Source organism: Scytonema sp. PCC 10023 (genome assembly GCF_963920835.1).
GTDB lineage: Bacteria > Cyanobacteriota > Cyanobacteriia > Cyanobacteriales > Nostocaceae > Kalymmatonema.
In genome coordinates, this window is sequence record NZ_CAWUDP010000015.1 from 121133 (window position 1) to 133779 (window position 12647).

The 12647-nt window shown below is 44.7% G+C and carries 11 protein-coding genes and 1 pseudogene; 5 read left to right on the forward strand and 7 right to left on the reverse strand.

Translation table 11 applies throughout. From position 1 onward, the window contains the following. Positions 1-22 precede the first annotated feature (22 nt). The 6 genes from ACM0OZ_RS11860 to ACM0OZ_RS11885 form a co-directional block, all read right to left on the reverse strand. Complete coding sequence (locus ACM0OZ_RS11860) at positions 23-1189, reverse strand: RNA-guided endonuclease InsQ/TnpB family protein (RefSeq protein ID WP_414583031.1); 1167 nt, start codon at positions 1187-1189, stop codon at positions 23-25. A gap of 125 nt (positions 1190-1314) precedes the next feature. After that, positions 1315-2427 (reverse strand): NAD(P)/FAD-dependent oxidoreductase, encoded by a 1113-nt coding sequence (locus ACM0OZ_RS11865; protein ID WP_414583032.1) that lies wholly within the window; start codon positions 2425-2427, stop codon positions 1315-1317. Beyond that, positions 2427-3152, reverse strand: a complete 726-nt coding sequence (locus tag ACM0OZ_RS11870; protein ID WP_414583033.1) for a hypothetical protein — start codon at positions 3150-3152, stop codon at positions 2427-2429. The genes ACM0OZ_RS11865 and ACM0OZ_RS11870 overlap by 1 nt, the downstream gene beginning before the upstream one ends. Positions 3153-3166: 14 nt before the next feature. Then, positions 3167-4363 carry a hypothetical protein gene (locus tag ACM0OZ_RS11875; protein ID WP_414583034.1) on the reverse strand — a complete coding sequence of 399 codons (1197 nt, stop codon included), beginning with the start codon at positions 4361-4363 and terminating at the stop codon, positions 3167-3169. Between the two features lie 8 nt (positions 4364-4371). After that, the gene (locus tag ACM0OZ_RS11880) at positions 4372-5754 is read right to left on the reverse strand and encodes a radical SAM protein (RefSeq protein WP_414583035.1); all 1383 of its coding nucleotides are present in this window, start codon (positions 5752-5754) and stop codon (positions 4372-4374) included. Further along, positions 5751-7193 (reverse strand): hypothetical protein, encoded by a 1443-nt coding sequence (locus ACM0OZ_RS11885; protein ID WP_414583036.1) that lies wholly within the window; start codon positions 7191-7193, stop codon positions 5751-5753. The genes ACM0OZ_RS11880 and ACM0OZ_RS11885 overlap by 4 nt, the downstream gene beginning before the upstream one ends. 518 nt (positions 7194-7711) lie before the next feature. Between ACM0OZ_RS11885 and dapB the strand changes: the two genes are divergently transcribed. Continuing rightward, a complete protein-coding gene (gene dapB / locus ACM0OZ_RS11890; protein ID WP_414583037.1) occupies positions 7712-8512 on the forward strand; it encodes a 4-hydroxy-tetrahydrodipicolinate reductase in 801 nt (266 codons plus the stop codon). 29 nt (positions 8513-8541) lie between these two features. Here dapB and ACM0OZ_RS11895 read toward each other — a convergent pair whose 3' ends face one another. Continuing rightward, positions 8542-8724: a hypothetical protein gene (locus ACM0OZ_RS11895; RefSeq protein WP_414583038.1), complete on the reverse strand. Its 183-nt coding sequence runs from the start codon at positions 8722-8724 to the stop codon at positions 8542-8544. Positions 8725-9725: 1001 nt separating this feature from the next. On the opposite strand from ACM0OZ_RS11895, the gene ACM0OZ_RS11900 reads away from it, so the two are divergent. The 4 genes and pseudogenes from ACM0OZ_RS11900 to ACM0OZ_RS11915 all read left to right on the forward strand — a co-directional run. Then, positions 9726-10682, forward strand: coding sequence for a hypothetical protein (locus ACM0OZ_RS11900; protein ID WP_414583039.1), 957 nt, complete (start codon positions 9726-9728; stop codon positions 10680-10682). Between the two features lie 347 nt (positions 10683-11029). Next, positions 11030-11581: a 1,2-dihydroxy-3-keto-5-methylthiopentene dioxygenase gene (locus ACM0OZ_RS11905; RefSeq protein ID WP_414583040.1), complete on the forward strand. Its 552-nt coding sequence runs from the start codon at positions 11030-11032 to the stop codon at positions 11579-11581. 99 nt (positions 11582-11680) lie between these two features. Then, positions 11681-12307: a methylthioribulose 1-phosphate dehydratase gene (gene mtnB / locus ACM0OZ_RS11910; RefSeq protein ID WP_414583041.1), complete on the forward strand. Its 627-nt coding sequence runs from the start codon at positions 11681-11683 to the stop codon at positions 12305-12307. Between the two features lie 99 nt (positions 12308-12406). Next, positions 12407-12601 (forward strand): annotated as a pseudogene (locus ACM0OZ_RS11915) (putative quinol monooxygenase); the annotation flags it as partial. Positions 12602-12647 lie beyond the last annotated feature (46 nt).

Sequence of the window (12647 nt, forward strand, 5' to 3'; positions counted from 1 at the left end):
GATACAAAAATGCTAACAATTGCTAACAATTGCCTGCTTTTTCTTCCTGCTTCATACTGGAAGTGTCGGCACTATCCAGTCCACAGGCTAACACGACTAATCTAGTCGCTTCTTTACTTAAATTAACAGCAGCATTCAAATCTCTGTCACACTCAAACCCACAGCTATCACATTTAAACACTCTTTGAGACAGTGACAAAGATAATTTTTTCTCACCACAGCCAGAGCAAGTTTTACTACTGGGATAAAATCTATCCACTACTACCAACTTGCTACCATATAGCTGGGTTTTATATTCTAACTGACGACGGAACTCATAAAATCCCATATCAGCTATTGCTTTAGCTAACTTACCATTAGCTAACATCCCGGATACATTTAAATCCTCTATCCCTATCACCGCGTGGTTTTTGCTGATATAGGTGGTGATTTTGTGTAATGTATCTTTCCTGATGCTGGCTATTTTTTGGTGTAGTCTTGCTATTTTGATTTGAGATTTTCTGTAATTACTTGAGCCGATTTTTTTCTGACGATTCAAGTATTGCATTCTTGCTAGTTTAGATTCATATTTCTTATAACTTTTTAATCCATCAAATACTTCTCCTGTCGATAGTGTGGCTAAATGGTTTATTCCTAAGTCTATTCCTACAAACTCTTGCTTTTTAGGGAGTTGACTTATTTCTACTTCTATTTTCCAAGATATAAACCACCTATCAGCTTGTTTGCTGATTGTGACTGATTTGGGTTTATATCCTGTTGTTAAATGTTCATAAGTCTTTATCCATCCAATTACAGGTACTTTGACTTTTCTGTGGTCAATGTGAATTGCACCATCTAGAGTAAAGGAATCATGTCTGCCTTTTTTTTGAAATTTCGGAAATCCTTTAGCTTTCTTGAAAAAAGATTTCAAGGCATCTGCTAAGTATTTTAATGCGTATTGGGGAGCGCATTTAGATACTTCATAGTACCAAGGATGGATAGTTTTAATTGATGCTACTAACCATTTATGTAAGTCTATGGCTGTGGGAAATTTGATTTTGTCATCAGGGTTCAGTTTGTTATGTATCAGTACCTGCTGACATAATGCTAAACCTTGATTCCAAGCGTGTCTTGCTACTCCTGCGTGTTGTGCCAGTAGTAGACGTTGTTGCTTGCTTACCTTAAGTTGTGTCTTGAATCCTAGTAGCATGATGGTATTTTACAATTAAATGCCAACATGGTTACAGAAAAGATGAGTACATGGGACGGATATTAAGCAAATGTGATTAATTGGGAGTAATTGTTAGTTTTTCGCCTACTGTTAATTAACCCTCATCAGGAGGGAAGCGGGACAAGATTCAATTCCTCAAGCCTGTATGCAAAATTCTCTGCATTGGGTATGTCAAAATTGTTCTGCCAAACTTCCTGCATAAGTTCTATTTCCGCTTTCCAGACAGATGACGAAAAACCAATTGAGTAATGATTAAGACATTGCTGGAGGTGAGAAAAAAAGGTCTTATGCAGTCTTAAGGTGTAGTGACGAAGACATTGGCTCCTTTCTAAGCCAGAGGCAATGCCATTGATGACACTAGCGGCAAGTATTGCCCCGCGAATGGCGTATCCGGTGCCGTCACCACTAATGGGATCTACGGAAAATGCTGCATCACCAACTGCAATCGATTTGGTGCCATATAGGGGAGCTAGAATTTGCGGAAACGCCTCAAATACGGAAGTCGAGCCTAAAAGGCTATCCACGAAGGTATTTAGGAACCGCGTTTGCCCCAGTAAATACGTCAACATCTCCTGTGGTTCCTCGATGACAACAGGAACCATACATTGCAGCATCGCCCGATTTCCACCAAGGGGAGCTAAAAACATCCAACCATCTGGTACTGTTTCCATCCAACAGACATTTTGTTCACTTGCCTTGGTTAGCATCACCTCTTGAGAGAGAATACATCGCTGCCCAAATTTATAGCGCTGACCTCCTACTAAATTCTTCACTATTGCAGATTTTCGACCACCAGCATCAATCACCCAGGTAAATTTTTGTCCCACATGATGCCAGAAATCAAAAGAAGCAAGTTCGTCTGGGGACGGTAGTGAGTCATCGAAATGAACTTGCTGATTGTGTTGTTGCAAACGTTTTTCTAGATGTTCTACCAAGCAATTGCCACTCATCACCACACTCGGTTGTGGGATGCTTAGTACAGTTGCTTCCATTCCCCAGCAAACCCGGCGTTCATCAAGAACATGAAAGTTCTCCCAGAACGTCTCTTCTAGCTGCCAGATATCTTGCAAGAGATAGCAAGTGATGTCATTGAGAAGCAGAGTGGGAGAACTGCGTGATCCCGTTCTCCAAATTTCTACTTCCCATCCGCGTTTTGCTAGCGCTTGGGCGCAGGATAAACCTGCAACACCACCGCCAATGACTAATGCTGTTTGCATTACTCACCTGAATTTTCGTTAATCAACTGGTTTATCTGCTGGAACAACTCTTCGTTGACTCGCTGTTGATTTTCAGCTAAAGTCCGTTCCTTCTCATCGCCCACGTCCCTCACACGAGAGACAACATCGTGCATTTCTAGTGAGAGCGTTTCCACAAGAGCTTGAGCAACTGGGGCGGTGAAGGACAATGCTGCTGGCGCAGGTGGTAGCTTAAATGGCGCACGCACTCCTTTAGTGGCTAAGTAATGATTTGTCTCGTGCAAACTGAACATTGCACGGCGAGATTGCTCTAGCACAAGTCCTCCAGAGCGATCGCCTAAAGAGAAGCTGACCTGTAGTAATCCCAAAAGCACGGCGTAGTTGTGATCGCTCAATTTTTGTAAAGAAGCTAATTGTGACTTTGGTTGAGGATTTTCCACCCGACGGAGATATGAATTAGGGTCTAGCCCTGACAAATGCTGCTGCACTGAGGTGAAGCGCTCGTAGTGGTCTTCTCCCTCATCAATAATCAGCTTAATCAGATGAAGAAGTCTCTCGCGTTCAGGAAACTTTTCTGGTTGTCGGTCAATGCTAGTCAGCAGTTGGACATACATACCGTCCAAACCAGAGCCAACTGACTGACTCGGTTTTTCCACATCGATAAACCACTGCAACTGTTTTGGTGTGAGAGGTTCCAGTTGGAAGGGTCGATTGAAAGCTCGTCCAATGAATTGCGCTCGTCCCAAAGAGGGTGGTTGTCCTAGCGGTCGAGAGCTTCATTCACCCAACGCAGGTGACGCATCTCATCCACTGCTATCATAAAGACCTCGTTAGCCGCAGCAAAAATGCGCTTGGTTTGCTCTGAAGCACCACTCTCGGGTAAACGCAGCGGTGCGTTGAGAGAATAGTGGGCGTAGAGATACTCAATGCAAAGCGCGTGCTCTACCGTAGCCAGATAACGCAACTCCTCAATCACCTGCTGTCGCGTCATCAACTGCTTGACAGGAGGTGCTTGCGGTGGTATGAATTTTTCACTTTCCCGACCGTTGAGGACAACTGGTAACTCATTCCAAGCACCGCTAATGAGGTCAGCATAATCAAGTTCCTGGTCACGCTCCTCCCACTGTCCTGGAACTTCTGATGGCTGGGGTACCTTGGTTCGGTCTTTGCGCTGAAAATTCAGGTAGCGTTGCTGTCCATCAGCGCTGGTGACAATGTCTGGCTTACTAGCAGCCCAGTAGAAACATCCACAATCGCGGAAATCATACTGCCAAGGCGCACAGAGACTGCGAGTGATGTCACCCGGTTCGTAGACATCAACATTAATCACGCCATCTTCATCCAAGTATCGCTCACGCTCACCAGTGAACACTGCCACCAATTTGTCGTCTGTGCGCTTAATCCCACTTTTACCAGAAGCCGCAAGTCGCCTCAAGTTCCCCACCAAACTCTCGTCCGCATCCCAAACTTGCAACTCCTGGAGTAACTCCTGCACTAACTCAGTATCGATATTTGGGGATGGACTCAGTGCGATCGCAATTTTTCCTGGCAATAAGTCATGCACACGACGCCAGACTTCCAGTCCATTGAGTTTATTGAAGAAGAAAACAGGCGGTTGTTGTTCGCTCTGACTAGCAGTAGTTCTACCAACTAATATTCCCAGATACAGGGGCGACTGGTTATTTGCTGCTGTGAGCCCTGCTTGTGCTGGTGCACTGTCGGGCAAAATTTCACGCAGAATTGCCCCATCATCCCGATGGTACTCAAAAATCAGACCAGGAAAGAAAGCCTGATCAAGATTCCGCTGATCGAACTCTAAACCTGGGTAACAATTGTCAACGCCACTCTCCAGTCGCGTGTTCGTTGGGTTCCCACGAACGATGTAGTCAGCTTTTGCTGTTAAATTGCGTGGGAAAATCTTCCGCTGAGTGGGATGATCTGAATCACGGTTAGTCATATAATTCTTTAACTGGATAATGTTGTAGGGCTACTCATACTTTCTACGGTTGGCAAGGTAACAAAGTATTCGGGTTGTCTTGTAGACAGTTCTACGTAGGAACGCAGGCAAAAGTCTAGCCAGCCACGGATATAATCACACCCGATTCGTCCTCGGTGGGATACCTCGTGGTAACATCCGCCACCACAAAGATACCTTGCCCAACATTTGTGACAAGGCTCCATCAGATCCACATGACTACGAGCTAAATGGGCGGAACGTGCTTTGAGGTCAGAACCACTTTGCACACTACCCATTGCAAACTGTGGATCGTCAATCAGCCGATGACAAGCAAATAGTTTTCCTTCAGCATTAGCACTGAGATAGGCAGCACCTGCACCACAGGGATAAGGTCGATGGCTACCGCGATGGATTTCCTGAAGTGCCGTTTCTAAATTGCCAAAAGGATAGGATCTACCTGCAGCAATTTCCTGCAACGCCTTTTCTCCGCAAGCAATCATCTGTGAAAGAAACGCCCCAAAGTCTGCAGTTGAAAATGTCAGGCTAGGGTTAGGAGAAACAAGGACGGCTGCAAAACCGACTTCATCAAACCCCAAGCTTAAGATATGGTCAAGAATGGGCAGCAATTCGCCTGTTTTTGGGGTGACAGTCACGCGAGCGGCAAGATGTTGGGGTCGTCCGTAACGATTGAGCACAGCCAACCCTGCCTGCAAACGCTCATAGCTGCTTGTGCCATCGTTCATTTGGCGGATGGCATCATGCTGCTGTTGGTTACCGTCGATACTAACGGCTACGGTAAACGGGAACTCAGTAAACAACTGTGCATCCACAGGTTGCAGCATTGTGGCATTGGTGGTGAGCGAAAAGCGAATCGAACGACCTGCCTTTTCGGCTGCTTTAGCTGCATACCTGGTGGTTTCGTGAACAACAGCACGGTTGAGCAAAGGTTCACCCCCCATGTACCCAACGACTACTCCCATGTTGGGGTCAGATTCTGCAATCAGTCGGTCAACACTCGCCTTTGCTACCTCAATGCTCATCATGCGAGAGCGTCCGCCAAATTTGCCAGTATCGGCGTAGCAGTAACCACAGGACATATTACATGCCTGGGCAACATTCAAGGAAATCGAGGCGAGAGCGGGTGGTTCCAGAGGTTGACTACCGATATATCGGGGCAGCGAGTTTTCGGAGAATAAGCCGAGAGCAGTCCACAGAGGGTCTTGATCCAAGTTTCCCTTTGCGATTTTAGATAAGGATTGATTGAGATCAGCAGCAACTTCTGTTGGCAAATCGTAGATGCGGCTGCCATCGACAACAAACAAATGAGAACCTTCTGCACTTTGGAACAGGTGCAATTCTGTTGCAAGCTCATCAGCAGTGACTTGGTTCATGTTCCTACCTCCGCATCTCGACGCAGGCGGTTCGCCCATGCTACCAGCAGTTGATACTGTCGCCGAGTGATATGCATCGGATAACGGTCAGATCCGCGCATGAGCGCTGGCATCTTCCGGTCATAGTACCTCTCATCAGTCATTGGCTCGCGAATCCATTTGTCGATGAGTTCGGGACGCTCCCGCAGCATATCCTCAAACACCTCTAAGGAAATAAAGCGCCGATGTCGCTGGCGACCAAATTCGGTTAATGGCAAAGGTCGTCCTAAGACAGGTTCCATTTCTGGAAAAGCCTTATCTGCTGCTGCTTCTGGGGGTTGGCTCTCATCAAAAACGGCGATGTTGCTATTCTCACGACGAGCGCGATTGTTCTGGAAATCCAGGTTCATTGCTTCCATCGTCTCCAAAACGCGCTCTAGCAAGTCCCGCACTTCCGCAGCAGTCAGATTCAGGTCATCGACGTAGGCAGGATCGAGAACCTCATCACGCTCAACGCGATCGCTCAACCCATCAGCCAAGGAGGTCAGTGGACGGCGGTCAGGTGCGTAATCTGGCGGTCCCACCACAATCCGCGCTTTGGCTTGCGCAACCCCCGCCAAGGAACAGCTAATCACTCCGTCACCAACATCATCGACTAGTCCCAAACTAATTGCAGTATCGTCTTCTGCTGCGTACAGTCCACCGGGATTTGTGCGCGAGTCTTCGTTGGTGGCAACAAACTTACACCAAGTTGCCTCTGGGTTAAGAATTAGGTGTTCTGGGGGAAGCTCGAAGTTCTTCCAGGTGGAATTGTTGCCTACGCGTTGGTTGTGACTTTCCAGGCGCTCTTTAAGGTTGGTTGGTCCATAGACCACCCCCTTTCCTGGGGTGAAACGCAGGCGAATTTCTGGAAATTCATCTGTGGGGCGTGTTAGCTGGATGCTTCCCAATGGTAGGGGTTTATCGAGAGAAGCTAGAGGTTGCTGAGCATCTTGGGGAGAAATACCTAAGAGCAAGTGCCGTTCTGTCACATCTCCTGTTAATTCAACAGTTGCAACGATGCGATCGCCCTTGGACAATGTGTAGTGATGCGGTTTGAGATTTGCTACCTCAACTTTCCATTGCAGGTCTTTTATTGTCAGCCCGAATTTTGCCAGCACCTGTGGCGTGATTGGTCCAGTCTCAACCCCTGTTTCTGTACTCCACTCTCCATGCAACTCGAAGAAAGGACACACGGGTTTAAACCCTTGAGCGTCCTTGAAAGTAATCTCGGATGGAATACTCGATCTCACAGCTCCATCTGCTGCGACATGTAGAGTTTCAGCGGGCTGAATTGTAGTCTGCCCCGTCCCACGTGGTCGCATATCGTTTGCACCCCAGTGGAAATTGTCACAAGGTGTATCAGAGGCTCCCAGGCGAGCGATCGCCATAGGAGGATATAACCATAATTTTTGTATCATCGTTATTTGCCTTGCGGATCACGGTGTCTATTTTTTTCGTCACCCATCATGGTGGCTATCTTTTTTTAGCTTTCATCCAAGAGTAGATTAGTATCCCAGCCCTTTGAAGTTCAAAGCTCTAAAACTTAGGTGCAACATTCAATTTTTTTCTTATGGATAACTTGAGCGAATCTAGCTTAGCATTACCCTTGAGGGTACTTTTTCCCCAATTTGAGGTAGCAAGCAAAGAACGTAACTGCGAAACCAAACGATAATGTAGCGCTACTCTTGTGAAAGCGGCAAGGTTTACGGTTAACAGAAGAATTTTTCTCCATGAGTGTCATTTATCTTTTTTTTGAGCAAGGGCATGGTGAATGTGGGACGTTCTAGAGTAAGTAAGCGATCCTTCTAAATTTCTTAGATGGAATTGAAATCAACTTATGCACTTTCCTGATAGAAAGCAAAAAGGCAGTGCTTTATTTAAGCCTTGTAGGCGTTGAAGTGTTAAAAAAGTTAAAGTATAGCAAGGAGCGCTCCTGATGGCGATTAATGTCTGTATAGCCGGTGCGACGGGATGGGTAGGACGAAGCTTAGTTCCAGCTATCTGCGCTGAAAAAGACCTAAATCTCGTAGGCGCAGTTTCCAGAACTCATGCAGGCAAGAAATTGAGTGAGGTGCTGACGCAAACTTCACCAGATTTAACCATTAGCGGTTCCGTTAAAGAAGCTTTAAGAAATAACACCGATGTTTTGGTTGATTACACTAAACCGAATGTGGTGAAAACTAACGTTTTAGAAGCCATCCAGAACAAAACTCATGTTGTCATCGGTACTTCGGGACTAACAGAAGAAGACTTCGCGCAAATACATGAACAAGCAATTAAGTATCAGGTAGGAGTTTTAGCAGCTGGCAACTTTGCGATCACAGCAGTGCTTCTGCAACGCTTTGCGGAGATAGCAGCCAGGTACACGTCCGCCTGGGAAATTGTGGATTATGCTTCCCAAAAGAAGGTGGATGCTCCGAGTGGAACAGCCAGGGAACTTGCTTTCCGACTCGGACAAGTTAAAAAGCCAATTTTATACAATTCCATAGAGGAAACTCAGGGTTCAAAAGAAAGTAGAGGTGTAACACTCAACGGGACACAAGTCCACTCGTTACGTTTGCCTGGTTACACTCTGTCAGTGGAAGCTATATTTGGTCTTGCGGACGAAAAGCTGATAATTCGGCATGAAGCGGGAAGTAGTGCCGAACCCTATGTGAAAGGAACTTTGTTAGCTATTCGCCAAGTGAGTTCCTTCTTCGGATTGAAACGGGGTCTTGATAGCATCATGCAATTGTAGTGTCTTCTGGCACTCACATGAGTCCAATTTTAGGTATTGCCTCTTTGAGAGTGACAAAAGAAAGTGAATTCCTGCTTGAGGTTGGTTGCAGTGATATCAAGTCCATGTGCCAGCAGTAAGTCGCGCCATCCAAAAGGAGCCAGGCGATTGTCCATGTGCCCACTGCCCTTTGGGCAGTCGCAAACTCTTTTGACATCTTCTATTAAGGGCATAACTTAAATAAACTCCTTATTTTCAGAGATTATGAGGACTTATTTATTGACAAAATATATATTCCATGCATAAGTCCTACTTAATTTGTGGAACGGAAGTTAAGCTGGGAAAGCTTTGCTTATACTGACTAGGTATAAACAAAACCAATTTATGCACTTTCAAATAGAAATCGGAAACATCCCAGAAAATCACAAATATACCGAACTGTTGAGGCTACCAAACTATATGAATGCTCTTTGGATACGCTGATTTGCATTGTGTCTTTTAAGACATTTTATTTAAAATCAAATTTCTAAAGATAGAGAAAAATTTATAAAAATTTTGCATATTTTACATAAAATTTCTGTTAAATAAGTCTGAATTTTGTGCTAGTTGGGTTATTCTGCACTACACTGGAAAACCAATACTCAAAGTCAAGCAGTTGCAAAACGGTGAGTTTGTGCAGAAAGTAGCGCAACTCTGAATGGAAACCTTAGATGTTATTCGTATGTTCACGCTAGGTTTTATTCGATCAACCCTCCAGACTCACATCCAGCAACCACTACTAAAAGGCAAACTTTTTGTAGAATATAAGCTCGTACTTAGGAGAGTCGCTGCTGTACGAATTCCTGGTGGTTTGACTCCCCCATAATTTGATCGATTTGAATGGCTCTCGTAGCACATATCAGAGGTATGGCTTGCATAGTGTCCAGCCTTGTACGAGAGAAGCTAGATCGAGTTCGTGTTTTTGTTTCTTAGCTAACAAAATTTAGAAGTCTTCTAAAACTCTAATTTTGTAGTAGACGTTATTACCTGAGTTTTTAAGGTATCTGCAAAAACTCGCCAATGTTGCTATGCGTAGGAGTTGCAAGGAACTTGTGAACTCTGGTGGTGGTTACGTAATGGTTTGATTCGAGCTACAAACACTCGCGAAGATGCAAAAACACTTACTTGGCTGCAGTCAAAGTTGTCTGTAAATCATGTCTGTAAATCATTAGATACATACTAATGCATACTACCTATGCTCACAGCTATTTGTACTTTATTTGAAGGGAACTACCACTACGGTGTGGGGGTTTTATTCAACTCTCTTTATAATCACGGCTTTCGTGGTGTAGTTTGGGTAGGGTATCGAGGAGCTTTGCCACCTTGGGCTAAATCTTTGAAAGATGCTCAAGGTTATCAAGAGTTTTCTGTAGCGTCCGATTGTGTCATTCGATTCATCAAGCTAAATACCTCAAAGTTCTTCTCTAATTACAAACCCGATTTTATGCTGCAACTTTGGGAAAATTATTGTCCAGAAGTTGAAGCATTATTTTATTTCGATCCTGATATTGTCAACAAACGTCCCTGGGATTTCTATGTCGAGTGGGTCAATCATGGCATAAGTTTATGTGAGGATGCCTACGATTATATGCCTGCAAATCATCCTTATCGCTTAATGTGGAAGGAACTTGCTGAACGCTACGGTTTTCTGACACAGCGCGAACTAGACAGATACTACAATTCTGGCTTCATTGGAGTGAAGCAGAACCAAAAGTCTGTACTTTCGCTGTGGCAGAAATTACTAGAAACATTTGAGGAAGCAGGATATATTTCTCTGAGTGATTTTTGTCTCGCTCTGAATCGTTATCCCTATTTTCAGAGCGATCAATGTGTTCTGAACTTAGGGCTAACGTTGACTTGTGAACCACTTAGCACTGTAAGTCGAATGGGAATGGATTTCGGCGGAAGTGTAAACATTATGTCGCATGCGTCAGGAGGCGAAATAAAACCGTGGCGAAAACAACTGATTCTTCGGGCTTTGAATGATGAAGCTCCAACTTTGACAGATAAAGCTTATTGGCAACACACTCAAACACCGATTCAACTCTATTCGCGATGGGCAAAGCCCCGCCAAGGGCGATCGCAATACCTGAGGAAAAAAATCGCTCTTCGCAGTGCAGCTGCTATTGGGCGCTTTATCCGGCGCTCCTAGAAATTGGGAAATCTTGTTAACCAATGGTTTGCAGGTATAGATAGCGCCCTCTGAGGGCGCGCCGCTTTCAACACTGTAAACACAACATTAATGTGGAGGGGTAAGGATGGGCACTGAAACTAGTCATTCTCACCCCATTTTCTCTAAATCTGGCTCTCCGTCAAAAATGGTCAACATTTAAAATACACTAATCTTATCAATTTACCGTAAATTATAATAAACAAAGCAGAGTATTTTAGGTAAAAGGCTGAACGAACTAAACTACACGAAGCGAGTCGCTTGGCTTCTCAATTTTTTTCAACAAATTATAAATACCGTACAATATATATCTTTGCGCGAGGTGAACTATGGCGATTCTAGAATTGCAAGATGGAACACGATACACTGATTTGCAAGACATTTCCTCGGAACTTGCACCCCTAAACATCCAACTTAATCGCTGGGCTGTGGGAGAAAGTCAACAGTTGCATCAACTTTTAGCACAAGATAGCCTCAACGAGGATGAGAAAGAACAAGTCTTAAAATCTCTAGATGGCTATTTTGAGCAACTGCAACAAACAGCAGGCTATCAAACCCGCGATCTCATCGTCCTGCATCCAGGTATCCCTAACCTTGATGCACTGCTGACGAAATTTGACAAAATCCATACCCATTCAGAGGACGAAGTCCGCTATATCGTAGACGGAGAAGGGATTTTTGGTTTTGTCCGACCTGATGGAACTCAAGTAGAATTGACAGTACAGCCAGAAGAGTACATCAACGTACCAGCGGGAACTGAACACTGGTTTTATCTCACTCCAGCAAGGCGGATTAAAGCAGTGCGGTATTTTACTGGAACAGAAGGTTGGACTCCTGAGTACACGGGTACAGAAATTCGCACTCGTCAGGCTGTAGCCTGAAATACATTCGGTGATGAAGTGAGGCGGATAGTTTTTTGTGACTTCGACTTTTTAAAAGTGGGTGACTACCTACCAAGATTGTGGAACTAATCTAATCAAATGAAAAGCTCAATGCAAGACGATCCCCGTCTTGAACTTATCTCAGCTGCCCGTCACTTCTACCAACAAAGATGGATGGTAGGAACTGCGGGAAATCTCTCAGCTCGTTTGCCCGATGGTAGCTTCTGGATTACAGCCAGTGGTCGATCTAAAGGAGAATTAGAACTTGGTGATTTTGTGCGTATTCATCCAAACGGCAGTGTGGAACAACCCTCACCCGATGTGAAACCTTCAGCTGAAACAGCGATTCACCAGGTTCTCTATGCCCTGTTTCCCGACGCTATGAGCTGCTACCACGTCCACTCAGTTGAAGCAAATTTGGTTTCTCGGTTTGTCAAAGGTGATACCTTGCCCCTACCACCGTTGGAGATGCTCAAAGGGCTGGGAGTGTGGGAAGAAAACCCCGATTGTGCTATGCCCGTATTCGCCAATCATTTACAGGTTTCCCGTATTGCAGATGAGATTAAAGAGCGCTTTACAACAAATCCCTCACAATTACCAGCTTTACTCATCCGCGATCACGGTGTTACAGTTTGGGCACCTTCTCCCAAAACTGCCAGCCATTACATTGAGTTAGTAGAATACATTTTCCGCTATATGGTTGCAGCAAGAGGAGTGGGTATTTAGCAAGTTGGAAGTCGTTAGTGGTTAATGGTTAATCGTAATTGTTGACAAATAACCACTAATAATTAATAACCAGCAATTAACAACTAACTTACATCACCAATGACTAACCAAACTGTTCGCGTTGTTGCCCGGATTGTTGCTTTACTTGAAAAAGTGGAAGCTGTCAAAGCTGTGCTGCTGGGGATTATTGAACCATCTCGGCAGGATCAAGGTTGTATAAAATATGAATTACTACAAAATCATTCTGATCCCACAGATTTCACTTTTGTCGAGGAATGGGCATCTCATGGTGCGACGTGAAAGTCGCATCATCAGAGTGGGTTCCTGAAAAAAACCCCAG